Origin of the sequence: Stenotrophomonas maltophilia group sp. Smal12, from assembly GCF_037079935.1 — a bacterium.
Classification (GTDB): domain Bacteria; phylum Pseudomonadota; class Gammaproteobacteria; order Xanthomonadales; family Xanthomonadaceae; genus Stenotrophomonas; species Stenotrophomonas sepilia.
This window is the reverse complement of sequence record NZ_JBAWUK010000003.1, coordinates 125,409-151,387: the sequence shown is the minus strand read 5'-3', so window position 1 is coordinate 151,387 and position 25,979 is coordinate 125,409. Positions and strand designations below refer to the sequence as shown.

General features: G+C 69.9%; 15 protein-coding genes. All 15 read left to right on the top strand.

Annotated elements, in window-relative coordinates:
- The first annotated feature begins 353 nt into the window (after window positions 1–353).
- The 15 genes from purL (at window position 354) to WDC87_RS02605 (ending at window position 25,976) form a co-directional block, all read left to right on the top strand.
- Window positions 354–4,238: a phosphoribosylformylglycinamidine synthase gene (gene purL / locus WDC87_RS02675; protein ID WP_252745134.1), complete on the top strand. Its 3,885-nt coding sequence runs from the start codon at window positions 354–356 to the stop codon at window positions 4,236–4,238.
- A 440-nt stretch (window positions 4,239–4,678) separates the two neighbouring features.
- Window positions 4,679–12,211 (top strand): ESPR-type extended signal peptide-containing protein, encoded by a 7,533-nt coding sequence (locus WDC87_RS02670; protein WP_164082679.1) that lies wholly within the window; start codon window positions 4,679–4,681, stop codon window positions 12,209–12,211.
- A gap of 157 nt (window positions 12,212–12,368) precedes the next feature.
- Window positions 12,369–14,222 carry a S8 family peptidase gene (locus WDC87_RS02665; RefSeq protein ID WP_049464278.1) on the top strand — a complete coding sequence of 618 codons (1,854 nt, stop codon included), beginning with the start codon at window positions 12,369–12,371 and terminating at the stop codon, window positions 14,220–14,222.
- A 136-nt stretch (window positions 14,223–14,358) separates the two neighbouring features.
- On the top strand, window positions 14,359–16,080 hold the full coding sequence (gspE, locus tag WDC87_RS02660) for a type II secretion system ATPase GspE (protein WP_164082678.1): 1,722 nt from the start codon (window positions 14,359–14,361) through the stop codon (window positions 16,078–16,080).
- 24 nt (window positions 16,081–16,104) lie between these two features.
- Window positions 16,105–17,325, top strand: coding sequence for a type II secretion system F family protein (locus WDC87_RS02655; RefSeq protein WP_032956504.1), 1,221 nt, complete (start codon window positions 16,105–16,107; stop codon window positions 17,323–17,325).
- Between the two features lie 49 nt (window positions 17,326–17,374).
- The gene (gene gspG / locus WDC87_RS02650) at window positions 17,375–17,818 is read left to right on the top strand and encodes a type II secretion system major pseudopilin GspG (RefSeq protein ID WP_049464282.1); all 444 of its coding nucleotides are present in this window, start codon (window positions 17,375–17,377) and stop codon (window positions 17,816–17,818) included.
- A 6-nt stretch (window positions 17,819–17,824) separates the two neighbouring features.
- Entirely contained in the window at window positions 17,825–18,319 is a 495-nt protein-coding gene (locus WDC87_RS02645; RefSeq protein ID WP_049464284.1) for a GspH/FimT family pseudopilin, read from the top strand.
- Entirely contained in the window at window positions 18,316–18,735 is a 420-nt protein-coding gene (locus WDC87_RS02640) for a prepilin-type N-terminal cleavage/methylation domain-containing protein (protein WP_049464286.1), read from the top strand. Before WDC87_RS02645 ends, WDC87_RS02640 begins: the two co-directional genes overlap by 4 nt.
- Entirely contained in the window at window positions 18,732–19,364 is a 633-nt protein-coding gene (locus WDC87_RS02635) for a type II secretion system protein J (protein ID WP_164082677.1), read from the top strand. Before WDC87_RS02640 ends, WDC87_RS02635 begins: the two co-directional genes overlap by 4 nt.
- Entirely contained in the window at window positions 19,361–20,224 is an 864-nt protein-coding gene (locus tag WDC87_RS02630) for a general secretion pathway protein GspK (protein WP_164082676.1), read from the top strand. The genes WDC87_RS02635 and WDC87_RS02630 overlap by 4 nt, the downstream gene beginning before the upstream one ends.
- The gene (locus WDC87_RS02625; RefSeq protein WP_164082675.1) at window positions 20,221–21,366 is read left to right on the top strand and encodes a PilN domain-containing protein; all 1,146 of its coding nucleotides are present in this window, start codon (window positions 20,221–20,223) and stop codon (window positions 21,364–21,366) included. The genes WDC87_RS02630 and WDC87_RS02625 overlap by 4 nt, the downstream gene beginning before the upstream one ends.
- Window positions 21,347–22,054 (top strand): type II secretion system protein GspM, encoded by a 708-nt coding sequence (gene gspM, locus WDC87_RS02620; protein ID WP_238585492.1) that lies wholly within the window; start codon window positions 21,347–21,349, stop codon window positions 22,052–22,054. The genes WDC87_RS02625 and gspM overlap by 20 nt, the downstream gene beginning before the upstream one ends.
- Window positions 22,044–22,841, top strand: a complete 798-nt coding sequence (locus WDC87_RS02615) for a general secretion pathway protein GspN (RefSeq protein WP_164082674.1) — start codon at window positions 22,044–22,046, stop codon at window positions 22,839–22,841. Before gspM ends, WDC87_RS02615 begins: the two co-directional genes overlap by 11 nt.
- Before the next feature lie 9 nt (window positions 22,842–22,850).
- Window positions 22,851–25,055, top strand: coding sequence for a type II secretion system secretin GspD (gspD, locus tag WDC87_RS02610; RefSeq protein WP_164082673.1), 2,205 nt, complete (start codon window positions 22,851–22,853; stop codon window positions 25,053–25,055).
- An 84-nt stretch (window positions 25,056–25,139) separates the two neighbouring features.
- Window positions 25,140–25,976 carry a glycosyltransferase gene (locus WDC87_RS02605; RefSeq protein WP_053462133.1) on the top strand — a complete coding sequence of 279 codons (837 nt, stop codon included), beginning with the start codon at window positions 25,140–25,142 and terminating at the stop codon, window positions 25,974–25,976.
- Window positions 25,977–25,979 lie beyond the last annotated feature (3 nt).

Genomic DNA, 25,979 nt, shown 5'->3' with positions numbered 1-25,979 from the left:
ACGGCTTCTACAATCCAGCCCGGCTACACTCGGCGCTGGGCTACCACTCGCCTAACAACTACGCCCGGCAGCTCCGGACTGCCGCCTGAAACGGCTTCATGGCGTCCGTTTTCAGGGGGCCAGATCAATCCGCGGCATGGATGCCGCGGCCAAGCCCCCAGGGATGGGTTTACGGCGTCCCCCGCCACCGGATCCACCCCGCCATCCCACGGAAATCCTGCTTTTGCTTTGGCAGCAGCTGTTGCTGTTGCCGTTGCCCTGGCCTCGGCGGGTGCCGGGCGCCGCCCGGCCAAAGCCATCCCCCTGCTTCCGGTACAATGTCGGGCCCGTTTCCCAACTACGGTTCCCCGGACATGATGGTCCTCGAGGGCGCGCCCGCCCTGTCGCCGTTCCGCCGCGAACGTCTTGAATCCCGCCTGCAGTCCATCGCTCCCTCCCTGCGCATCAGCGGTGCCTGGCACGTCTACTTCGTGCAGCCCGAAGGCAGCGCCGCTCCCGACCTCGCCACCCTGTGCCGCATCCTCGAAGCTGCGCCGCAGGCCGAAGCCGTGGCCGAGGGCGCGGTCAGCCGCATCGTGGTGCCGCGCCTGGGCACGCTGTCGCCGTGGTCGAGCAAGGCCACCGAACTGGTGCGCGGTGCCGGCCAGCCGGTGAGCCGGGTCGAGCGCGGCCTGCGCATCGACGTGCAGGGCTGGCCGGTCGATGCCGCCGCCCAGCAGGCGCTGGTCAAGGCGCTGCACGACCCGATGACGCAGTCGGTGCTGGAAACGGTCGAGCAGGGCCAGGCGCTGTTCTCCGCGCCGGCGCGGGGTGAGCTGGAACGCGTGCCGGTGGACCAGCTGGAGGCCGCCAACCAGCGCCTCGGCCTGGCCATGGCCCAGGACGAGATCGACTACCTGCGCGAGCGTTTCACCGCGCTGGGCCGGTCGCCGTCGGACGTGGAACTGATGATGTTCGCGCAGGCCAACTCCGAGCACTGCCGGCACAAGATCTTCAACGCCAGCTGGACCATCGACGGCCAGGAACAGGACCGCTCGCTGTTCCGGATGATCAAGAACACCCACCAGCAGACCCCGCAGCACACGCTCAGCGCGTACAGCGACAACGCTGCGGTGATCGAAGGCCATCCGGCCTCGCGCTACCGTCCCGATCCGGCCAGTGGCGAATACCGCCGCGAGCCGCAGGTACCCAGCGCCTTCCAGATCAAGGTGGAAACGCACAACCATCCGACCGCGATCGCGCCGTTCCCCGGTGCCTCGACCGGTGCCGGTGGCGAGATCCGCGACGAGGGCGCGACCGGCCGTGGCGGCAAGCCGAAGGCGGGCCTGACCGGCTTCTCTGTCTCGCACCTGCGCATCCCCGAGCTGCCGCAGCCGTGGGAAGCGCCGCGCGCGCTGAACCCGCGCATGGCGCCGGCGCTGGAAATCATGACCGACGGCCCGCTCGGCGGCGCCGCGTTCAACAACGAGTTCGGCCGCCCCAACCTGCTCGGCTACTTCCGCAGCTTCGAGTTGCCCGAAGGTGCCGATCTGGTGCGCGCGTACGACAAGCCGATCATGCTGGCCGGTGGCCTCGGCGCGATCGACCGCGTCCAGGTCGACAAGATCCCGCTGCAGGCCGGTGATGCGGTCATCGTGCTCGGCGGGCCGGCGATGCTGATCGGCCTGGGCGGCGGTGCCGCCAGTTCGGTGGCCTCCGGTGAAAGCGCCGAGGACCTGGACTTCGCCAGCGTGCAGCGCGACAACCCGGAAATGGAGCGCCGCTGCCAGGAGGTCATCGACCGCTGCGTGGCGATGGGCGCCAACAACCCGATCAAGTTCTTCCACGACGTCGGCGCCGGGGGCCTGTCCAACGCCATCCCCGAACTGCTGCACGACTCGAACGTCGGCGGTGTCATCGACCTGGGCAAGGTGCCCACCGATGATCCGTCGCTGTCGCCGATGCAGCTGTGGTGCAACGAGTCGCAGGAACGCTACGTGCTGGGCGTGGCCCAGGAACGCCTGGCCGAGTTCGCCGCGCTGTGCGCCCGCGAACGCTGCCCCTTCGCGGCCGTCGGCGTGGCCACCGCTGAAGAGCATCTGGTGGTGGCCTACGGCGCCGTGCCGGGCCACACCCCGGCCGATGCACCGATCGACCTGCCGATGGACGTGCTGTTCGGCAAGCCGCCGAAGATGCATCGCGACACCGCGCATCCGCCGGCACCGCGCTGGCCGGCGCTGAAGACCGGCGGCCTGGACCTGCATGAGGCCGGCCTGCGCGTGCTGGCGCACCCGACCGTGGCTTCGAAGAATTTCCTGGTCACCATCGGTGACCGCAGCGTCGGCGGCCTGACCGCGCGCGAACAGATGGTCGGCCCGTGGCAGCTGCCGGTGGCCGATGTGGCGATCACCCTGGCCGACTTCGATGGCGTGGCCGGTGAGGCGATGTCGATCGGCGAGCGCACCCCGCTGGCCCTGCTCGATGCGGCGGCTTCGGCACGCATGGCGGTGGGCGAAGCGCTGACCAACCTGTGCGCGGCCCCGGTCGATGCGCTGGATGAAATCAAGCTGTCGGCGAACTGGATGGCCGCGGCCGGCCACCCGGGCGAAGACGCATTGCTGTACGACGCGGTGAAGGCGGTGGGCATGGAACTGTGCCCGCAGCTGGACATCAGCATCCCGGTGGGCAAGGACTCGCTGTCGATGCAGGCGCAGTGGCACGACCAGGGCGAAGCGCACAAGAGCGTGTCGCCGGTGTCGCTGGTGATCTCGGCGTTCGCGCCGGTGGCCGATGTGCGCCAGCAGCTGACCCCGCTGCTCGACCGCGACGTGGAAAGCGAGCTGTGGCTGATCGGCCTGGGGGCCGGCAAGCAGCGCCTGGGCGGTTCGATCCTGGCCCAGGTGCACGCCGACCATGGTGACCTGCCGGCCTTCGCCGGTGCCGCTCCGGACCTGGACGATCCGCAGCGCCTGCGGGGTTTCTTCGAGCTGATCCGCGATGCGCGCCAGGCCGGCCTGCTGCTGGCCTACCACGACCGCAGCGACGGTGGTGCCTTCGCCGCGCTGTGCGAAATGGCCTTCACCTCGCGGATGGGCCTGGACATCACCCTCGATGCGTGGGGCGATGATCCGTTCCGCAGCCTGTTCAACGAGGAACTGGGTGCGGTGGTGCAGATCGCACGCGAAGACCGCGCCGCGTTCGCTGACCTGGTCGAGCGCCATGCACTGACCGAATGCGCACAGCGCATCGCCAAACCGACCACCGCACCGGTGGTGCGTGTGTCGCTGGGTGGTGGCAACCTGGCCGAATGGCGCTGGGAAGCGCTGTTCGACGCCTGGTGGTCGGTCACTCACGCGATGCAGAAGCGCCGCGACAATCCGGCCAATGCCGACGCCGAGCGCGAGGTGGCACGTGCCTTCAACGCACCGGGCCTGAAGCCGAAGCTCAGCTTTGATCTCAACGAAGATGTCGCAGCACCGTTCATCAGCACCGGTGCGCGTCCGCGCGTGGCGGTACTGCGCGAGCAGGGCGTCAACGGCCAGATTGAAATGGCCAACGCCTTCGAACGTGCCGGCTTCCGTGCCTTTGACGTGCACATGAGCGACCTGATCGAAGGCCGCGTGGCGCTGCAGGAGTTCACCGGCCTGGTCGCCTGTGGTGGCTTCAGCTATGGCGATGTGCTCGGTGCCGGCCGTGGCTGGGCCACCTCGATCCTGGAGCGCAGTGCGCTGCGTGATGCCTTCGCCGCGTTCTTCGCGCGCGAAGACAGCTTCGCGCTGGGCGTGTGCAACGGCTGCCAGATGATGAGCCAGCTCAAGGGCATCATTCCGGGTGCCGAGCACTGGCCGCAGTTCCGCCGCAATGCCAGCGAGCAGTTCGAAGCCCGTACCGCGCTGCTGGAAGTGGTGGAGTCGCCGTCGATCCTGCTGCGTGGCATGGCCGGCTCGCGCCTGCCGGTGGCGGTGGCGCATGGTGAAGGCCAGGCAGTGTTCGACACGGCCGTCGACCAGGCCGCGGCCCGCGTCTCGCTGCGCTATATCGATGGCCATGGCAACGTTGCCAGCCAGTATCCGCTGAATCCGAACGGTTCGCCGGACGGCATCACCGGCCTCACCAGCAGCGACGGTCGCGTCACCATCATGATGCCGCACCCGGAGCGCACCCCGCGCGCGCTCAACCTGAGCTGGGCGCCCGCCGAATGGCAGGGGGATTCGCCGTGGATGCGCATGTTCCGCAATGCACGGGTGTGGTGCGGCTGATCGCATCATTCCGCGCAGGGCGCAATGCCATCGCGTATGGAAAAACCCGCTGCATTGCCAGCGGGTTTTTCTTTGCGTGTGTGAAACTCCAGTCGCGCCCGCTAGTTACATCGATTTTCATGCGCCAGCCGTTCGTCACGTCTGCATAACGAAATCCTTTTATAAACCCGTGAAATAGTGAACTGCTTCACGGCAATAGGATTTGTCGTGTCAAAGTCTTGACGTTCTCCAAAGTTGCCGTTAACACTTGAAGCCCGTTTCAGAATCATTCATTTCGCAGTAACCGCTTGGCGCACGCGCTCGGGTTTCTGTCGCTGCGCGCCGTTCGGCAATACCCGCAGTAAATCACGCGAATAGACGCCCCCAGGGGGGACGTTGGGCCGCACGGTCCGGCGGTGGCGTTGCTTTGCCCAAAACCAGTCCAATCAGGAGCCGTACCGATGAATCGGATTTATCGCAAGGTCTGGAACAAAGCATTGGGTCAGTTGGTCGTGGCCTCGGAACTGGCCTCTTCCGACAGCAGCGGTGGTGTGGTCGACCAGCGCCGCGGCACGACGCAGGCAACGCCAGCCGCGCTGGCCGTGGCGCTGGGGCTGGTACTGGGATTGGGCATGAGCAGTGCCGCCATTGCGCAGTCGGTGCAGATCGGCGGCAGCGCTACCTGCGTGGCGTTCAGTGGCAAGCTGCTGGAAAAGTGCTTGGTTGAAGGCACGGCCAGCGCCAAGGGCAGCAACGCGGTGGCGATCGGCGGCAACAGCAGCGCGAGCGCGGCCAACAGCGTGGCGCTGGGCGCCGGTTCCAAGGCCGCGCGCGCCAACACCGTGTCCGTCGGCGATGCCGGCAAGGAACGGCAGATCACCAACGTGGCCGCCGGCACCCAGGCCACCGATGCGGTGAACAAGGCGCAGCTGGATGCGCAGGCGCGCGCCACGCAGGCGGCGCTGGCGGACGTGGTCGCCGATGGTGAGCGCTATTTCAAGGCCGATGGTGCCGGTGATGACAGCGACGCAGCGAAGATCGACGGGCAGGGCGCGGTGGCCGCCGGTGCCGGTGCACAGGCGTTGGCCAACGCCACGACTGCCATCGGCACCCAGGCCATTGCCGCCGGCCTGGGCGCCAGCGCGTTCGGCCAGGGCGCCCTGGCCATCGGCGACGCCAGCGTGGTGGTCGGGCAGAGCGCGGCCGCGTTCGGCCTCGGTGACACCGCCGTCGGCGCCAGCGCCTATGCCGCCAGCGAGAACGGCGCGGCTACCGCACTGGGGGCGTTGTCCGAAGCAAGCGCCGACGGCGCCACTGCCGTCGGTGGCGGTGCCGTGGCGATGGGTCCGGGCAGTACCGCTCTGGGCCGTGGCGCCACCGCCGCCAATGAAGCATCGATCGCGGTGGGTGCGTTCAGCACCGCCGTGGGTGAGTACAGCACCGCGCTGGGCTCCAACTCGGCGGCGGTCGCCACCGGCAGCGTGGCGCTGGGTGCCGGCTCGCTGGCCGACCGTGTCGATACGGTGTCCGTCGGTGCCGCCGAGTACGGCCTGACCCGCCAGATCACCAGCGTCGCGGCGGGCACCGAAGACACCGATGCGGTCAATGTCGGCCAGTTGAAGGACGTGGCCGCCGTGGCCGATGCCACCGCCAGGCACTTCCAGGCCACGGGCAGCCGCAACAGCGACGCGGGCGCGCTGGCCGAAGGCGACGAGGCACTGGCGGCCGGCGAGGCGGCCAACGCGATCGGCAACGGCGCCACCGCTGTGGGCGCGGGCGCCAATGCCGTCGCACAGAACGCGACTGCGGTGGGCAACAACGCGCTGGCCTCAGGTCAGAACAGCGCCGCGTTCGGCAACAACGCGCAGGCGAACGGCCCGGGCAGCGTCGCTGTCGGTGGTGCTGCGGTGGATGCCGATGGCAATCCGCTGATCACCAGTGGTGGCGTGCCGGTCGACACCGGCGCCACCAGCGCCGGTGTCGGTGGCACCGCAGTCGGCGCCAGTGCCGAAGCCAGCGGCTTTGCGGCGTCGTCCTACGGCGTCGGTGCCTATGCCGCCGGTGCCCAGGCCTCCGCGTTCGGTGCGGTCGCCAATGCCATCGGTGATTACTCCACTGCGCTGGGTACGCAGAGCAACGCCACCGGCACCAGCAGCGTGGCCATCGGTGGCCCGGCCGACCTGATTCCGGGCCTGGGTTTCTTCGTGCAGACCCAGGCCAGCGGCGAAGCGGCGACGGCCGTCGGCGCCGGTGCCATCGCAAGCGGTGACCGCGCGGTGGCCAACGGCAGCCTGACCGAAGCCTCCGGCGCGGAATCCACCGCCGTCGGCTACTTCGCTTACGCCCCGGGTGAGAATGCCAGCGCACTCGGCGCGCAGACCTGGGCCAGCGGTGCACAGAGCACGGCCGTCGGGTACTACGCCACCGCGCGTGGCGCCAACAGCGTCGCGCTTGGCGCGAATTCCGAAGCGGTGCGCGCCAACAGCGTGGCCGTGGGCAGTGCCGGCAACGAACGGCAGATCACCAGCGTGGCCGCGGGCAGCGAAGCCACCGACGCAGTGAACAAGGCGCAGCTGGACGCCGTGGCCAGTACCGCGGACAACACCGCGCGCTTCTTCCAGGCCCAGCCGGAAGCGGGCAGTGATGCCGGTGCGCTCGCCGAGGGCGAAGGCGCGGTGGCGGCCGGTTCGTCGAGCAATGCGATCGGCGCCGGCGCGGTTGCACATGGCGCCGCCGCTTCGGCCATCGGTGACGACGCCGTGGCGGTGGGTCGCAACAGCAACGCCACCGGCAACGGCGGTGTTGCCATCGGTGGCCTCGGCCAGGCCTACGACGAGTACAACCAGCCGATCATCGGTGCCGACGGCACGGCGCAGCAGGTAGGCACCACCGCCGTCGCCAACGCCACCGCAGTGGGCAGCGGCGCACAGGCCACCGGCGCCGCCAGCAGCGCGTTCGGCAATGCGGCCAAGGCCAGCGGGGACAACAGCTTCGCTGCTGGCGGCACGTCGCGAGCAACCGGCGGCTACGCGGTTGCGGTTGGCGACAGTGCCTTCGCCAGCAGTGACGACAGCACCGCCGTCGGTGGCTACAGCTGGGCCACGGCCAGTGGCGCCAGTGCCTTCGGTTCCGGTGCGTGGGCCACGGCCACCAATGCCTCGGCGTTCGGCAATGCGGCGTGGGCCAGTGGCAGCGGCGCAACGTCCATCGGTTACAACAGCTGGGCCAACGGTGCCAGCGCCACGGCGGTCGGCCGGGGCGCCTTCGGCTATGGCGACAACAGTGTGGCGCTGGGCTTCCAGGCGCTCGGCAACAGCGTCAACAGCATCGCCATCGGCACCAACACGGTCGCCGGTGGTGAAAGCGCGATCGCGCTCGGCGCCGGCAGCAACGCCAGTGCCAGCAACGCCGTCGCGCTGGGCGCCGGCTCGGTTGCCAACCGCGCCCGCAGCGTTTCGGTCGGCAGCGCCGGCAACGAGCGCCAGCTGACCAACGTCGCTGCCGGTACCCAGGCCACCGACGCGGTGAACAAGGCACAGCTCGACGCGGTTGCGACCACCGCCACCACCACCAGCCGCTTCTTCCAGGCCAGCGGCAACGGCGACGACGTGGCCGGTGCCCTGGTGGACGGTGACAACGCGCTGGCTGCCGGTGATGCGGCCAATGCCATCGGCAACGGTGCCACCGCGCTCGGCAGCGGTGCCAACGCGCTGGCCACCAACGCGCAGGCACTGGGCTTCAACGCCCTGGCCAGTGCCGCCAACGCCAGCGCCGTCGGCGCCAACGCGCAGGCGACCGGCGAGTACGCCACCGCACAGGGTGCGGAGAGCGAGGCCAGCGGCGAGCAGAGTGCGGCGTTCGGCGCCGCCAGCATCGCCAGCGGCGCCGGCAGCACCGCCAATGGCGTGCTGTCCGAAGCTTCCGGCGAGGAAGCCGTGGCGGTGGGCTACTTCAGCAACGCCAGTGGCAGCGGCGCCACCGCGGTCGGCAGCGAAAGCGTCGCCAGCGGCACTGCGTCGGCCGCGTTCGGCATCGGTGCCGAAGCGACCGGCGGCTACAGCACCGCCATCGGTGGCTACGCGCAGGCCTCGGCGTTCAACGCCACTGCCTTCGGCAACTTCGCCAATGCCTCCGGTTCCAACAGCGTGGCGCTGGGCGGCGACGCCGAAGCCTCGGGTGCCTACAGCACGGCCACCGGCCAGGGCAGCCTGGCGACCGGCACCAACAGCGTCGCCGTCGGCGGCTCGCTGTTCGGCGTGCTGGCCACCGAAGCATCGGGCAACTACTCCACCGCCGTCGGTGGCGGCGCCTGGTCGGCTGGCATCAACAGCACCGCGCTGGGCAACGCCGCCGAATCGCGCGCGGCCAACAGCGTGGCTCTGGGCGCCGACTCGATCGCCGACCGTGACAACACCGTGTCGGTCGGCGGCGGTGGCAATACCCGCCAGATCACCAACGTGGCCGCTGGCACGCAGGGCACCGATGCGGTCAACAAGAACCAGCTTGATGCCGTCGCCGCCGCAGCGGAAAAGACCAGCAGGCAATTCCAGGCCAGTGGCAACGCCGACGGTGAAACCGGCGCACTGGTCGAGGGCGACAACGCGCTGGCGGCCGGTGATGCGGCCAACGCGATCGGCAACGGTGCCACCGCGCTCGGTAGCGGTGCCAATGCACTGGCGGCCAACGCCACCGCCGTCGGCATCGACGCGCTGGCCACCGGCAACAACGCTGCGGCGCTGGGCAGCACCGCACAGGCCACCGGCGAGGACAGCCTCGCGCTCGGGACCGGCGCCAGCGCCAGCGAGCTGGGGGCCAGTGCCGTGGGTGCGCGGGCCCAGGCCAGCGGTGCGTACAGCACCGCAACCGGCACCGAATCCAATGCCAGCGGCACGCAGGCACTGGCCAGTGGTTTCCGCAGTGCCGCCTCCGCCGATGGCACCACCGCCGTCGGTGGCTATGCCGAAGCCAGCGGTCGCCTCGGCACCGCGCTGGGCTACGGTTCGGCCGCCAGTGGCGCCAACACCACGGCGGTCGGCTTCGGTGCCGCGGCGGCCGGTAGTGGTGCCGTTGCGGTCGGCCAGTCCAGCGAAGCCAGTGGCGCCGAGAGCGTGGCCATCGGTGGCAGCACCTTCTTCGGCCTGATCCCGTCGCGCGCCAGCGGCACCGGCGCGGCGGCCTTCGGTGCCGGCGCCTGGGCGACCGAAGATTACGCCACCGCAATCGGCTGGAATTCGTGGGCGGATGCGGCAGATGCCACGGCACTGGGCGCCAGTGCCACCGCCAGTGGGTTGAACAGCGTGGCGCTGGGCGCCGGCTCCAAGGCCGAGCGCGACAATACCGTGGCCGTGGGCACCGCCGGCGGCGAGCGCCAGGTGACGCATGTGGCGGCGGGCACCGAGGCCACCGACGCGGTGAACAAGGGCCAGCTGGACGCGGTTGCCAGCGTTGCCGACAGGACCGGCCGGCAGTTCCAGGCCAGCGGCAACGCCGATGGCGAAGCCGGTGCACGGGTGGAGGGCGACGATGCGCTCGCCGCTGGCAACGCGGCCAATGCGATTGGCAACGGCGCCACCGCAGTGGGCAGCGGCGCAACGGTGGTCGCGGCCAATGCCACGGCGGTCGGCGTCGACGCGCTGGCCACGGCCGAGCAGGGTGTGGCGATCGGCAGCGGTGCCAGCAGCACCGCAGGCGGCGCCGTCGCACTGGGTGCACAGAGCAGCAGCGGCGGCGCCGCCAGCATTGCGATCGGCGCGCAGTCGCAGTCGCAGGGCATCGGGGCGACCGCTGTCGGCGGCATGGCCGAGGCCGCCGGCCTGGCGGCCACCGCAGTGGGCTACGGCGCGATCGCCGGTGGTCGCGAAACCACGGCAGTCGGCAACTTCGCACAGGCCAGTGGCTGGCGCGCCACGGCGTTTGGTGCAGGCGCCAGCGCCGGCTTCTTCGGCACCGCGATCGGCAGTGCCGCGCAGGCCGCCGACGTGTCCACGGCGGTGGGCCAGGGCACCATCGCGGAGATCGCCGGCGCCGGCTTCGGCGTGCAGGCCAAGGCGGGCGAGTACGGCACCGCTCTGGGCAACAACGCCGCGACCGGATTGAACGGCGTGGCGGTCGGCTTCAATGCACTGGCCGGACAGGATGCCGCCAGCGTCAGCGCTGGCCGGTTCACCACCGCCATCGGCAGCGAGGCGTGGGCCACCGAAGACGGCGCCACCGTGGTCGGCTACAACAGCTACGCGCAGGCCAGCAACGCGACGGTGCTCGGCAGCAACACCTGGACCACCAAGGACGCCGGCAACAGCGTCGCGTTGGGTGCGGGCTCGCTGGCCGACCGCGCCAACACGGTGTCGGTGGGTGCCGCGCAGGAGTGGGTCGATGCTGCCGGCGTGACCCACAGCGCGATCAACCGCCAGCTGACCAATGTCGCGGCCGGTACGCAGGCTACCGATGCGGTGAACAAGGGCCAGCTGGATGCAGTGGCCGCCACCGCCGATGCGGTCGGCCAACGCTTCAAGGCCAATGGTTCGGGTACCGCCAGTGCCACCGGCGCCGATGCCGTGGCCATCGGCGGCAACGCCAACGCCAGTGGCAGCCGCAGCAATGCGCTGGGCAGTGGTGCCACGGCCATCGGCAACGCGGCGCTGGCACTGGGCGCCAACAGCGGCGCCAGCGGCAACAACTCGGTGGCATTGGGTGCCGGTTCGCGCGCGCTGGAGGCCAATGTGGTCTCGGTCGGCGGTGGCAACGGCACCGCCGGTCCGGCCACCCGACGCATCGTCAACGTGGCCGACGGCCGCATCGCGGCCGGCAGTACCGATGCGGTCACCGGTTCCCAGCTCAATGTCACCAACCAGCGCGTCGGCGCCGTGGAAACCCGCGTCGGTGATTTCGATGCGCGCATCGCCACGGTCGAGACCACGGCGGCCAGTGCGGTCGGCTATGACGATGCCAGCCGTGAGCGCCTGACCCTGTCCGGCATCCAGGGCACCACCATCGACAATGTCGGCGCCGGCAGCATTGCCGCCGGCAGCCGCCAGGCGATCAATGGCGGGCAGCTGTTCCAGTCGCTCAGTGACGCCGCCAGCTTCCTCGGCGGTGGCGCCAGCGTCGGCATGCAAGGCGTGTTCGTGGCACCGAACTATGTGATCCAGGGCGCTACCTACAGCAACGTCGGCGATGCGCTGGGTGCGTTGGACCGCAAGGTGAGCGAGATCGACCGCCGCACCGCCGGTGGCACGCGCGCCAGCACGGCCAGCCTGCGCGCAATGAGTGCGTCGCTGGATGACGGTTCGGCCAACCTGGGAGATGCCGCCGCGGCAGCCGATGCCGCACCGGCCGCGTCGACCGCAGGCAGCGCGCGCGTGCAGGGCACGCCGACCGTGGCCGCAGCGGGCGCCGGGATTCCGGTCGGAACCCCGGCGACCGGCGCCAACGCGGTGGCCATGGGCGAGGGGGCCGTCGCCAGCGGCGCGTCGTCCACGGCCATTGGCCAGGGTGCGAACGCCACGGCCGCAAATGCCGTGGCACTGGGCCAGGGTTCGGTCGCCGACCGTGCCAACACCGTGTCGGTCGGCAGCGAAGGCAACGAACGCCAGGTCACCAACGTTGCCGCCGGCACCACCGCCACTGACGCCGTCAACAAGGACCAGCTGGATCGGGGCGTGGCCACGGCGAACAGCTACACCGACAGTCGCGTGCAGGCCGTCGCCGACAGCTTCGATGTGTTCAAGGGCGAAATCGATGGACGCCTGCGCCACATGGATCGCCGCATCGACCGCCAGGGCGCGATGAGCGCGGCGATGCTCAACATGGCCACCAGTGCCGCGGGCATCCGCACCCAGAACCGGGTCGGTGTCGGCATCGGTTTCCAGGGCGGCGAATCGGCGTTGTCACTGGGTTACCAGCGCGCGATCAGCGATCGCGCCACGGTCACCTTCGGCGGCGCCTTCAGCAGCGATGACAGCTCGGTCGGCGTGGGCGCCGGCTTCGGCTGGTAAGCCCGTCCATCGCGCCGGCGGCCACCCACGCCGGCGCATCACCTGCAACGAGGGCCTGGGGGGAGGTCACGGCAATCCCGGCTGGGCCGGCCGGGAGTCGTCAAGGAATGATGGCCGCAGTGTTGGTTCGATCCATGACCCAGAAGAGGAATTCGACGTGATCAAGAAGCAGAACCTTCGCATCAATGTGCTTGCCGCCGCCGTGCTGTCGATGACCGCGGTGGGTGCCGTCCACGCCGCCGGGTTGCCGACCCGTGAACCGGTGCGCCAGGCCAGCACCGCCGAGCCGGGCGCCGAGCGCATCATCGTCAAGTACCGTGCTGGCACCGCTGCGGCGGGCGACCGTTCGGCCAAGCTGTCCACCGTGCAGTCCGCGCTGACCCGCGCCAGCCTGTCCGGTGGCACCGCCCGCGCCAGCACGCTTGGCCCGCAGGTCGTGCGCAGGCTCGGCGTCGGTGCCGACCTGATCCGCCTGCAGGGGCGCCTGGCGCCTGCGGAACTGCAGCGCGTGCTGAAGGAACTGAAGGCCGACCCGGCCGTGCAGTACGCCGAAGCCGACGTGAAGCTGCGCCGCACCGAGCTGCGTGCCGGTGACGTGCAGCCGGCGCTGGCACCGAACGATCCGTACTACCAGCAGTACCAGTGGCACCTGCACAACGCCACCGGTGGCATCAACGCACCGTCCGCGTGGGATGTATCGCAGGGCGAGGGCGTGGTGGTGGCCGTGCTCGACACCGGCATCCTGCCGCAGCACCCGGACCTGGTCGGCAACCTGCTGGAAGGCTACGACTTCATCAGCGATGCCGAGACGTCGCGCCGTGCCACCAACGATCGCGTGCCGGGCGCGCAGGACTATGGCGACTGGGTCGAGAACGACAACGAGTGCTACACCGGCTCGGTCGCCGAGGACAGTTCCTGGCACGGTACCCATGTGGCCGGCACCGTGGCCGAGCAGACCAACAACGGCGTCGGCATGGCCGGTGTCGCGCACAAGGCCAAGGTGCTGCCGGTCCGCGTGCTCGGCAAGTGCGGTGGCTACCTCTCCGATATCGCCGACGCCATCACCTGGGCGTCCGGCGGCACCGTGGCGGGCGTGCCCGCCAATGCCAACCCGGCCGAGATCATCAACATGAGCCTCGGCGGCAGCGGCAGCTGTGACGGGACCTACCAGGACGCGATCAACGGCGCGATCTCACGCGGCACCACCGTGGTGGTGGCCGCCGGCAACGAGACCGACAACGCATCCAAGTACCGTCCGGCCAGCTGCGATGGCGTGGTGACCGTGGGCGCCACCCGTATCACCGGCGGCATCACCTACTACTCCAACTACGGCACGCGCGTGGACCTGTCCGGCCCCGGCGGCGGTGGCAGCGTGGACGGCAACCCGGGTGGCTACATCTGGCAGTCCGGTTCGGATGCGGCCACCACCCCGCAGTCGGGCAGCTACAGCTACATGGGCATGGGCGGCACGTCGATGGCGTCGCCGCACGTGGCAGCGGTCGCTGCGCTGGTGCAGAGCGCGCTGATCGCCAAGGGCAAGGATCCGCTGGCCCCGGCGGCGATGCGCACGCTGCTGAAGGAGACCGCGCGTCCCTTCCCGGTCAGCATCCCGGCTGCCACCCCGATCGGTACCGGCATTGTTGATGCCAAGGCGGCATTGGCCAAGGCGCTGGAAGAGCCGTGCACCGAGAACTGCGGGCCGGTGGCGACGCCGCTCACCAACAAGGCCGCCGTGGGGGGCCTGAACGGTGCGGCCGGCAGCAGCCGCCTGTACAGCTTCGAGGCGGCCGCCGGCAAGCAGCTCAGCGTGATCACCTACGGCGGTACCGGCAACGTCTCGGTCTACATCGCCCAGGGACGCGAGCCGAGTGCCAGCGACAACGACGCCAAGTCGACCCGCCCTGGCACGTCCGAAACGGTGCGGGTGAACAAGCCGGTCGCGGGCACCTACTACATCAAGGTGGTGGGCGAAGCGGCATACAACGGCGTGAGCATTCTCGCCACGCAGTAAGCACCCGTTGTCGTAGTTGAACGGCCGACGCCCGTCACCCTGTGTGACGGGCTTCGTCTTTTTACGAAAGGTGGCCGCGGGGCAGCGGAAATCACGGCTTAACTGCTAAAGTCGGGCCGATTGACAGGAGAGTCATGTGAACGCGCTCGCTGCACCCGTTACCGACGACGCCGAAGGCCGCATCCTCGATGCGCTGCTGGCACGCGGCCGGCTCAAGGAAGGCGACCTGGCGCGCGCGCGGCCGCTGCATGCCGAGGCCGGCGGCAGCCTGCTGGGCCTGCTGGTGCGGCTGGGCCTGGTGTCTGAACGCGACCAGGCGCTGGCCAGCGCCGAAGTGCTGGGCCTGCCGCTGCTGGAGGGCAAGCAGGTGCCTGAAGCGCCGCCGCAGGCGCTGGCCGAGGGGCTGCCGCTGTCGCTGCGTTTCCTCAAGCAGTTCCACGTGTGCCCGCTGGAACTGGATGAACACGGGGTGCGGCTGTGGCTGGCCGATGCCCATGACGCCTATCCGCAGCAGGCCGTGCAGCTGGCGCTGGGGGTCCCGGTGACGCCGGTGCTGGGCATGCGCGCGGAGATCGATGATCTGGTCGAGCGCTGGTTCGGCCAGGGCCGCAGCGCGATGGGGGCGATCGTGGAAACCGCCGATGGCGAGGGCGGTGCCGTCGACGATATCGAGCACCTGCGCGATCTTGCGTCGGAAGCGCCGGTGATCCGCCTGGTCAACCTGGTGATCCAGCGTGCGGTGGAGCTGCGCGCCTCGGACATCCATGTCGAACCGTTCGAGAGCCGGCTGAAGGTCCGCTACCGCGTCGATGGCGTGCTGGTGGAGGGCGAAAGCCCGCCGGCCAACCTCACTGCCGCGGTGATCAGCCGCATCAAGATCATGGCCCGGCTCAACATCGCCGAACGGCGCCTGCCGCAGGGCGGCCGCATCATGCTGCGCGTGCAGGGCAAGGAACTGGACCTGCGCGTGAGCACCGTGCCGACCGCGCACGGCGAAAGCGTGGTGATGCGACTGCTCGACCGCGAGACAGTGGTGTTCGATTTCCATCGGCTGGGTTTCACCGACGCCTTCCTGCCGCAGTTCCGCAAAGTGCTGGAACAGCCGCATGGCATCCTGCTGGTGACCGGCCCGACCGGTTCGGGCAAGACCACCACGCTGTACACCGCGCTGAGCCAGCTCAACACTGCCGACGTCAAGATCATCACGGTCGAAGACCCGGTCGAGTACCAGATCGAGGGCATCAACCAGATCCAGGCCAAGCCGCAGATCGGCCTGGACTTCGCCAATGCGCTGCGCAGCATCGTCCGCCAGGATCCGGACATCATCATGATCGGTGAAATGCGCGACCTGGAAACCGCGCGCATTGCGATCCAGTCGGCACTGACCGGTCACCTGGTGCTGTCGACCCTGCACACCAACAATGCGGCCGGTGGCATCACCCGGCTGCTCGACATGGGCGTGGAAGACTACCTGCTCACCTCCACCATCAACGGCATCCTGGCCCAGCGCCTGGTACGCCGGCTGGAGCCCACCCACGCCGAGCGCTACGCAGCCTCGCCGGAGGAGATCGAACGGTTCGAACTGCGCCGCCTGCAGCCGCAAGGGCCGATCCATCTGTACCGCCCCAAGCCGTCTGCGCTGGCGCCGACCGGCTATCTGGGGCGTACCACCATCATGGAATTCCTGGTGATGAACGATGCGCTTCGCCGTGCGGTGATGCGTCGCGATGGCATGGGCGAGATCGAACGCATCGCCCGCGAGGCCGGCATGCGCACGATGTACGAAGATGGCCTGTCCAAGGCGCTGAGCGGGCAGACCACCATCGAGGAAGTGCTGCGCGTGACCGAGGAAAGCTGATGCGCGCAGGACGCCGGGGCTGACATGCCGAACTATCGCTACAAGGCGCTCAACCCGCATGGCGAGGTCTTCGACGGGCAGATGGAAGCGGCCAGCGAGGCCGAGCTGATCGCGCGCCTGCAGGACCAGGGCCACCTGCCGATGGAGACGCAGCTGGCCGACGCCGGCGCGATCGGCGGCAGCAGCTGGCGCAACCTGCTGCAGCAGCGCCCGCTGCAGGGTGCCGCATTGCTGCAGTTCACCCAGCAGCTGGCGACCCTGCTCGGTGCCGGCCAGCCACTGGATCGCGCGCTGTCGATCCTGCTGGGGTTGCCCGAGGACGAACGGTCACGCCGCGCGATCACCGACATCCGCGACGTGGTGCGCGGCGGCGCGCCCCTGTCCACCGCGCTGGAACGCCAGCATGGGCTGTTCTCGCGCCTGTACGTCAACATGGTGCGTGCCGGCGAGGCCGGTGGCAGCCTGCATGAAACCCTGCAGCGCCTGGCCGACTACCTCGAGCGCAGCCGTGCGCTGCAGGGCAAGGTCATCAACGCACTGGTCTATCCGGCGATCCTGCTGGTGGTTGTCGGTGGCGCGCTGTTGTTCCTGCTCGGCTACGTGGTGCCGCAGTTCGCGCAGATGTACGAAAGCCTGGACGTGGCGCTGCCGTGGTTCACCAACGCAGTGCTGCAGCTGGGCCTGTTCGTGCGCGACTGGTGGGTGCTGCTTCTAGTGGTGCCCGGCGTGCTGGTGCTGTTCTTCGAGCGCAAGGCGCGGCAACCGGCGTTCCGTCTGGCGCTGGATGGCTGGCTGCTGCAGCGGCGTGGCATCGGCCGCCTCATCGGCGAGCTGGAAACCGCCCGGCTGGCGCGCACGCTGGGCACACTGCTGCGCAATGGCGTGCCGCTGCTGGGTGCGCTGGGCATCGCGCGCAACGTGCTGGGCAACCGTGCGCTGGCCGCCGACGTCGAAACGGCCGCCGATGAAGTGAAGAACGGTGCCGGCCTGTCGCTGGCGCTGTCGCGCGGCAAGCGGTTCCCGCGCCTGGCGCTGCAGATGATCCAGGTCGGCGAGGAATCCGGCGCGCTCGATACCATGCTGCTGAAAGCCGCCGATACCTTCGAACAGGACAGCGCCCGGCGCATCGACCGCATGCTGGCGGCGATGGTGCCGGCGATCACCCTGGTGCTGGCCTCGGTGGTCGGTGCGGTGATCGTGGCCGTGCTGGTGCCGCTGTATGACCTGACCAATGCCATCGGTTGACGATGGCACGCTCCGCAACCCTGACACTCCGCAACTGAAAGGACCGTCCATGATTGCCAGTCGCCGACCGATCCGCCTTTCCTTCGCCGCCGCGCGCAACCAGTCGGGCATGAGCCTGCTGGAGATCATCATCGTCATCGTGCTGATCGGCGCGGTGCTGACCCTGGTTGCCAGCCGCGTGCTGGGCGGTGCCGACCGTGGCAAGGCCAACATCGCCAAGGCGCAGGTGCAGACCGTCGCCTCCAAGATCGACAACTACCAGATCGACACCGGCAAGCTGCCCGGCACGCTCAATGACCTGGTGACCGCGCCGGCCGGCGTCGGCGGCTGGCTCGGCCCGTACGCCAAGCCGGCCGACCTGAATGATCCGTGGGGCCACGCGCTGGAATACCGCGCGCCCGGCGAAGGCCAGCCGTACGAGCTGGTCAGCCTGGGCAAGGATGGCAAGGCCGGTGGCAGCAGCGTCGACGCCGATATCCGCTACCAGCCGTAACCGCGCATGACGCCTTTCCTGCCGCGCCGGGTGCCGCACCCGCGCCTGCCCGGCAGGCGCGCGGCGGGCCTGTCGCTGCTGGAGATGCTGCTGGTGATCGCGCTGATCGCGGCGATCGGCCTGATCACCGCTGCCGGCCTGTCACGAGGGTTCGCCGGCATGCAGCTGCGCGGCGCCGGGAAGGACATCGCCAACCAGCTGCGCATGGTGCGCGCGCAGGCGATTTCCCGTGGTGAGCCGCAGCGCTTCGTGATCGAGCCGGCGCGGCGGCGCTGGGAGGGAGCCAACCAGCGCCAGGGCGAGGTGCCGGCACAACTGCAGGTGCAGTTCGAAGGTGCCGCGCAGCTGGCCACGGCACCGGGGCAGGGCGTGATCGAGTTCCATCCCGATGGCGGCTCCAGCGGCGGCCGCATCCGGTTGCAGCGCGACGGCGCCGAGTGGCGCATCGACGTCGGCTGGCTCACCGGCGAGGTCCGCTCCGGGCCCTGGCGGGCGCCATGAAGCGGCGCGCGCGTGGCTTCACCCTGCTGGAAGTGATCATCGCCTTCGCCCTGCTGGGCCTGGCGCTGACCCTGCTGCTGGGCAGCCTGTCCGGTGGCGCGAAACAGGTGCGTGACGCCGAACTGCGCACGCGCGCGGTGCTGCATGCACAGTCACTGCTGGCCCAGGCCGGCGTCGACACGCCGTTGCAGGTGGGCAGCCAGCAGGGGGACTGGGAACAGGGGCGCTATCACTGGGAGCTGCAGGTCCAGCCGTGGGTCGAACCACGCGCCGGCAACGTCGTGCAGGCCACGTCACCGGGGACCCCATGGCTGGCCGAGCTGCAGCTGCAGGTGCGCTGGGGCGACAGCGAGCGCGAACAACTGCACTGGCGCAGCCTGCGCCTGTTGCCGCCCGACCTGGAGAACGCGCGATGAAGCAGCGCGCCGCGGGCTTCACCCTGGTCGAAGTGATGCTGGCGACGGTGCTGCTGGCTGGCGGCCTGGCATTGGCCTTTGCCAGCGTGCGCTCGGCGATGGCGGTCAGCCAGCGCGGCGAGCAGATCGCCGCCGAGAGCGAACGCATGCGCGCGGTCGAGTCGTTGCTGCGCAGGCAGCTGGCGGGCGCGCTGCGCACTCCGCTGGAAGCCCCGGACCCCACCCGCGAACCGGTTTTCTTCCAGGGCGAAGAGCAACGCATGTTGTTCGCCGCCGACCTGCCGGGCTACCTCGGCCGTGGCGGACCCTACCTGCACGCGCTGCAGGTGGACGGACGCGGTGGCCAACAGCGCCTGCTGCTGGACCTGGTGCTGCTGCAGGAGGGCGAGCGCATCGCCGAGAATCCGCCGCGCCCGCCGGAGGTGCTGGCGCAGAACCTGAAGTCGGTGCAGCTGCGCTACCGCGGCATCGATGTCAGCACCGGGCAGGTGACCGACTGGCTGCCGCGCTGGGATGACACCCGCCGCCTGCCGATGCTGGTGGAAATCCAGATCGTGCCGAACCGCGGCACGCCGTGGCCGCCGCTGGTGGTGGCGCTGCGTGCCGGTGGCAGTGGAGGCGCACGATGAGCCGGCAGGGCGGGGCGGCACTGGTGCTGGTGCTGTGGTTGATCGCGTTGATGACGGCGCTGGTCGGTGCATTCGCGCTGAGCGCACGGGTCGAACACCTGCAGCAGCGCGTGCTGGATGACGACGCACGCGGGGAGGAGCGTGCGCGCGCCGGCCTTGAATATGCCCTGCTGCGGCTGTCGGCCGATCCGCAACGCGCGCCCTGGCGTGCCGATGGCCGTACCTACCGCTGGCAGTTCGACGACGCCAGCATCGAGATCAAGGTGCTGGACGAGAGCGGCAAGATCAACCTGAATCTGGCCGATGCGGCGCTGCTGACCGCCTTCCTCAAGGCGCTGGGCGAAGATGATGCACAGGCCCGGCAGCTGGCCGGGGCGATCATCGACTGGCGCGACGAGGACAGCCTGCTGCAACCGGGCGGTGGCGCCGAAGCGCCGGACTACGCCGCAGCCGGATTGCCCTACGGCCCCCGCAACAAGCGCTTCGAGACCCTGGGCGAGCTGCAGCGGGTGCTGGGCATGCGCGGCCCGCTGTACCGGGCGATGCTGCCGCACCTGACCCTGTACAGCCGCCAGGCACGCCCGGATCCGCAGTTCGCCAGCGCACCGGTGCTGACCGCGCTGGGCCTGGATGCGGACAGTGTGATGGCGCAGCGCGCACAGCAGGAGCGTGATGCAGATTCCGCTGGCGGTACGACAACGCTTGCCAGCAGCAGCGGCACCTATAGTATCGAGTCCAGTGCCATCGACAGCAGTGGACGCAGGTCGGTGGTGCAGGCAGTGGTACGCAGTGGCTCGGGTGGGGTTCCCGGGCGGACTTACACAGTGCTTCGCTGGGAGCAGGGAATGACAGCAAGATGACGGCGTGGCAGGACAGTCTGCGGCAGGTGCAGGGCCGGATCGGCCCGGGCGCGGGCCGTTTCCTGCGCTGGTGGCGTCAGTCGCTGCTGGCCTGGGTGCCGGTGCGCTGGCAATGGGCGCTGGGCTGGGGCCAGGCACGCCTGCTGTTGCAGCAGCAGGGGGGCGAGCTGCAGGTCTGGCGCGAGGCCGGTGAGCGACGCGAAGCGGTGGCGCGCCTGCCGTGGCCGCTGTCGCCGGCGGACCTGGACCGCGTGCTGGAGCCCCGCCTGCGTACTCTGCCGCGGGTGTGGCTGCTGCCGGCGACGGACGTCCTGCGGCGTACCCTGCGCCTGCCCGCCGCCGCGGCCGATCGCCTGCGCGCGGTGGTCGGTTTCGAGATCGACCGGCAGACGCCGTTCGAAGCGTCCCAGGTCAGCTATGACGTGCGTGAACTGGGCGCGGCCGGCGAAGGCCAGCTGCAGGTCGAACTGGTGGCGTGGCCCTTGCGGCAGCTGGACGCATGGCGCACTGGGGTGGGCTCGTGGGCCGACGCACTGGCCGGTGTCGATGCCATCGATGTACAGGGCAACGTGCTGCAGGTGAACCTGCTGCCGCCCGCGCAGCGCCAGGTGCGTCCGGACCCGATGCGGCGCTGGAACCTGCTGCTGGCGGTAGCGGCAGCGGTGATGCTGGTGCTGGCAGCAGTGCAGCTGCTGGACAACCGCCGGGCTGCCGCCGACGCGCTGCGTGAGCAGGTCGAGCGCAGCGCGCGCAGTGCGCGTGGCGTGGCCAGCGAACGCGCGCAGCTGCAGGCGCTGATCGATGGTGCCGCGTTCCTGGAGAAACAGAGCAGCCAGCGCGCCGGTACCGTGGAAATCTGGAATGAACTGACCCGGCGCCTGCCGGAAGGCACCTATCTGGAAAAGCTGGCGATCGAGAACAACAACCTGCAGCTGATCGGCCTGAGCCGCGAGGCATCGCAGCTGGTGCAGCTGCTGCAGGATGCACCGCAGTGGCGCAAGGTCAACCTGACCGGGGTGCTGCAGGCCGATGGCGCCGCCAGTGGCCGTGACCGCTTCACCATGACCGCCGAGCTGCAGCCCTTGCCGGCCGCGGCACCGAGCCCGGAGGCGGCCGATGCCGATGCCAAGCGCACGCCGTGACCGCTGGCTGGCGCTGGCACTGCTGCTGGCCGTGCTCGGCGTGGCGTATCTGTTGCTGGTGCACCCATGGTTCACACAGCCGCTGCGTGCGATCGATGCCGATGTCGCCGCGCTGCGCGAGCGCGAGGCGCGCGTGCAGGCGCAGCTGCAGCAGCGGCCGCAGATCGAACAGCGCCTGCGTGCCACCCGCGAGGCATTGCAGCAGCGGCCGGGCTTCCTGCGCGAAGCCACGGCCGAAGCCGCTGCCGCCGCACTGGGTGCCCGCCTGCAGGATGCCGTGGCGATGGCCAGCCCGGGCAACCGTAGCTGCACCATCAGCAACCGCACGCCGCTGGCCGACAACCGCCGCGATGCCGAGTTCGTGCGTGTCGCGATGCAGGTGCGGCTGCGCTGCGGCGTGGCCGAACTGGCCACCGTGCTGCACAGCCTTGAAACCGGCAGCCCACGCCTGTTCGTCGACAACCTCAACCTGATCGCGCAGCGTTTCCAGCAATCGCCGAATGAATCGGGGCTGGGCCTGGACGTGTCGTTCGAGCTGGCCGGCTACCTGCTGCCGGGCGCCGCCGCCGACGGCGCGGCGACAACGCCTGCCGCAGCGCCCGCAGTGCTGCCTTCGCCGGCGGAGGCGACCCCTGCGCCGCCGCCGGCCGCCCCGTCCGAAGGGCAGGAGGTGGCCGATGAAACGTGAACAGATCAGCCTGCGCACCGGCTTCCTGCTGGCATTGGCCGGTTGGGCCGCCGCCGTCTGGCTGGCCACCGGCTTCGGGCTGGGCAGCCATCTGCCCGGTGCCGGCGGTGATGCCGACGCCGCGCCTGCGCTGCCATCATTGCCGCCGCTGGCGGCCGAGCGCATGGCCAGCGCCGACAGCTACAGCGCAATCGCCGAGCGCCCGCTGTTCGCCGAAGACCGCAGGCCGCGCCCGTACCTGCTGGGTGGCAGCGAACCGGCGGCCAGTGCCGCGCTGCGCCTGACCGGCGTGCTGTTGACCGGCGACTTCGGCATGGCCACCTTCACCACCGAGCAGAACCGCTCGCTGCGGCTGCGCCTCAACGGCGAAGCCGTGGACGGCTGGCAGCTGGTGGCGCTGCAGCCGCGGCAGGCGACCGTGATCGGCCCCGGTGGCAACCAGGTCCTTGAACTGGCGGTGTTCAACGGCCAGGGCGGAGAGCCGCCGACCGTGCTGCGGGGTGCCAATGGCGCGGTGCCGCCAGCGCCGGGCAGCGGGGCACCGCCACCGGTGCAGCCCCCCGCAGCGACGGTCGCTGCACCGGGGGTCAGTGCACAGCGCGGTAGCGGCAATGCCGCTGCCGCCGCCGCGGCGGCCGCACCCACGAACACGCCACCGGCCAACACCAACGGGCCCAGCGAAGCGCAGATGCAGGCCATCCGCGAACGCATCCAGGCCCGCCGTCGCCAGCTGCAGCAACAGCAGCAACAACCGTCGCCACCCCCGGGCGATGGCACCAACCGATAGAGTGAATGCATGAACCTGCGTTTTCTTCCCTGGTCCTTTGCCCTCGCGCTGCTGGTCGGCTGCAGTACGGTGTCCGCGCCGCACGTGCAGCGCAACGGCAACCTGTCGCCCAGCGCCGGCGCCGGTCAGGCGGCCGATGGCGTCGCCGATGCCGCCCGCGAGAGCCAGGGCGCGCCGCAGGCGGTGATCCGCCGTGGCACCGGCACGATGATCAACCGTGAGGCCGCGCGCGCCCCGGCACCGGCGCTGCATGGCGCCAGCACCGGCGAGGCCACCTTCAACTTCGAAGGCGAATCCCTGCATGCGGTGGTCAAGGCCATCCTCGGCGACATGCTGGGCCAGAACTACGTGATCGCACCGGGCGTGCAGGGCACGGTCACCCTGGCCACGCCCAAGCCGGTCTCGCCGGCGCAGGCGCTGAACCTGCTGGAGATGGTGCTGGGCTGGAACAACGCGCGCATGGTCTACAGCGGCGGGCGCTACAACATCGTCGCCGCCGACCAGGCCCTGGCCGGCACGGTGGCACCGAGCACCGCGCCGGCCGCCAGCGCGCGCGGCTTCGAGGTGCGCGTGGTCCCGCTGCAGTTCATTTCCGCCGCCGAGATGAAGAAGGTGCTGGAGCCGTATGCGCGCCCCAACGCCATCGTCAACGTCGACAGCGGGCGCAACGTGATCACCCTCGGCGGTACCCGCGCCGAGCTGGAAAACTACCTGCGCACCGTCGAGATCTTCGATGTCGACTGGTTGTCGGGCATGTCGGTGGGCGTGTTCCCGATCCAGTCGGGCAAGGCCGAGCAGGTCGCTGCCGACCTGGAAAAGGTGTTTGGTGAAGAGAGCAAGACCCCCAGCGCCGGCATGTTCCGCTTCCTGCCGCTGGAGAACGCCAACGCCGTGCTGGTGATCACCCCGCAGGTGCGCTACCTGGACCAGATCCAGCAGTGGCTGGACCGCATCGACACCGCCGGCGGCAGTGCCCGCCTGTTCTCCTACGAACTGCGTTACATCAAGGCGCGCGACCTGGCCGAGCGCCTCAGCGAGGCCTTTGCCAGCAGTGGCAACCGGGGCGGTTCCAGCCCGGCCTCGCTCGCGCCGGGGGCGATCCCGTCGCAGCTGGGCAGTGACGGCGATCGTGGCATGGATACCACCAGCAGCACCCTGGGCTCGACGCTGGGCGGTACCAGTGGCAGCGGCGGCAGCGGCAATGGCAGCCTGAACCTGCCGCAGCGCCAGCCCGGCAACGTCAGCGTCAGCCTGGAGGTGGAAGGTGACCGCGTCGGCGTATCGGCGGTGGAGGAAACCAACACCCTGCTGGTGCGGTCCAGCCCGCAGGCCTGGCGCTCGATCCGCGAGGTGATCGAGAAGCTGGACGTGATGCCGCTGCAGGTGCACATCGAGGCGCAGGTGGCCGAAGTCGCGCTGACCGGCGACCTGAAGTACGGCGTGAACTGGTTCTTCGACAATGCCGTGGCCGGTCGCGCGCTCACCGGAGCCCTGGCGGGCCTGACCCTGCCGCCGGCTGCAGGTGGTTCGTGGAACACCTTCGCCGGCGGCGTCACCGGCAACGACGGCGTCGGCTGGGCCTTCACCGGCCACAACGCGGCCGCGGTGGTCAGTGCGCTGGACAAGGTGACCGACCTGCGCCTGCTGCAGACGCCGTCGGTGTTCGTGCGCAACAACGCCGAGGCCACGCTCAACGTGGGCGACAAGGTGCCGATCAACACCACCACGGTGAACACCGGCGTGGGCACCAGCACCTACAGCTCGGTGCAGTACATCGACACCGGCGTGATCCTCAAGGTGCGCCCGCGCGTGACCCGCGACGGCACCGTGTTCCTGGACATCGTGCAGGAAGTCAGCAGCGCCTCGGACGTGCCCGACAGCTGCAACCCCACCGAGCGCAACTGCAACCCGCGCATCTCGACCAAGAAGCTGTCCACCGAAGCAGCGGTGCAGAGTGGCGACACCATCATGCTGGCGGGCCTGATCACCGACTCGGCCACCGATGGCAGCAGCGGCATTCCGGGCCTGAGCAGGATTCCGGTGGTCGGTGCGCTGTTTGGGCAGAAGACGCGCACCAGCCGTCGTTCGGAAGTGATCGTGCTGCTGACGCCGACCATCGTCCGCAACAACCAGGAGTCGCGCAACCTGACCGACGAGTACAGCAAGCGCTTCCGTGCGATGGAGCCGCTGAACCAGCCGCGCGCGAAGAAGTAAGGGGTTTACGGCCGGGCTGCGGGTGCAACCCGGCCGATACCCGCCCGGTGCTACGCTGTGGCCACCGACAACCACGGAGGCGGGATGGGGGCGATCGTGTTGTTGCCGCTGTGCGTGGACGATGCCGCGCTCGACCGCTGCCTGGCCGCGCTGGATGCCGGCACGGCGCCGGGCACCGCGGTCTGGCTGGCCGATGATGCGCAGACCGGGCCGCGTGCGCAGGCCGTGGTCGAACACTGGTTGGCACATACGCCGTTGCAGGCCGAATACACCCGGCGCGCGCGGCCACTGGGCGAAGTTGCCCATCTGGACGAAATGCTGCGCGCCTGCGATGGCCTGGACGTGGCCGTGCTCGCACCGGACAGCGTGCCCGCGCCGGGATGGCTGCAGCAGCTGCAGGACGCCTTCGCCCGCGATGCCTCCATCGCCACCGCGACGCCCTGGTGCAACGCCGGCGAGACTGCGGCGTGGCCACGGCTGGGCGAGATCAATCCCGAACCCCATGACCCTGCGGTGCTTGCGCAGACCTGCGCCACGCTGCCGACGCTGCATCCGGAACTGCCTTCTGCAGTCACCCATGCGGTGCTGGTGCGCGGCAACGCGCGCCGTCGTGCCGGTGGCCTGGACGTGGAGAGCTATGCGGGCTGGAATGCCGCGCTGGTCGATCTCAGCCTGCGCATGGCTGGCCTGGGGTGGCGCAATGTGTTGTGCGAGACCGCCTTCGTCAGCCGGGCAGGGGAGGCGGTCAGCCGCGACGGTGATCTGGAAGCGCTGGCGGCGCGCTGGCCGGCCTGGGTGCCGCGCCTGGCCGACTTCCTGATGCATGATCCGCTGCACGGGCTGCGTGCCGACCTGCAGCAGCGCATGCGGCAGGCGATAATGCCGCGGGAACAGGGCGACCTGTTCGTTCCGTCCGCGTAGGAG

Coding starts and splice junctions, on each gene's coding strand:
- WDC87_RS02630 (WP_164082676.1), top strand. CDS start 19,361: ATGAGCCGGCAGGGCGGGGCGGCACTGGTGCTGGTGCTGTGGTTGATC.
- WDC87_RS02655 (WP_032956504.1), top strand. CDS start 16,105: ATGCCGAACTATCGCTACAAGGCGCTCAACCCGCATGGCGAGGTCTTC.
- purL (WP_252745134.1), top strand. CDS start 354: ATGATGGTCCTCGAGGGCGCGCCCGCCCTGTCGCCGTTCCGCCGCGAA.
- WDC87_RS02615 (WP_164082674.1), top strand. CDS start 22,044: ATGAAACGTGAACAGATCAGCCTGCGCACCGGCTTCCTGCTGGCATTG.
- WDC87_RS02605 (WP_053462133.1), top strand. CDS start 25,140: ATGGGGGCGATCGTGTTGTTGCCGCTGTGCGTGGACGATGCCGCGCTC.
- WDC87_RS02635 (WP_164082677.1), top strand. CDS start 18,732: ATGAAGCAGCGCGCCGCGGGCTTCACCCTGGTCGAAGTGATGCTGGCG.
- WDC87_RS02670 (WP_164082679.1), top strand. CDS start 4,679: ATGAATCGGATTTATCGCAAGGTCTGGAACAAAGCATTGGGTCAGTTG.
- WDC87_RS02625 (WP_164082675.1), top strand. CDS start 20,221: ATGACGGCGTGGCAGGACAGTCTGCGGCAGGTGCAGGGCCGGATCGGC.
- gspM (WP_238585492.1), top strand. CDS start 21,347: ATGCCAAGCGCACGCCGTGACCGCTGGCTGGCGCTGGCACTGCTGCTG.
- gspG (WP_049464282.1), top strand. CDS start 17,375: ATGATTGCCAGTCGCCGACCGATCCGCCTTTCCTTCGCCGCCGCGCGC.
- WDC87_RS02645 (WP_049464284.1), top strand. CDS start 17,825: ATGACGCCTTTCCTGCCGCGCCGGGTGCCGCACCCGCGCCTGCCCGGC.
- gspD (WP_164082673.1), top strand. CDS start 22,851: ATGAACCTGCGTTTTCTTCCCTGGTCCTTTGCCCTCGCGCTGCTGGTC.
- WDC87_RS02640 (WP_049464286.1), top strand. CDS start 18,316: ATGAAGCGGCGCGCGCGTGGCTTCACCCTGCTGGAAGTGATCATCGCC.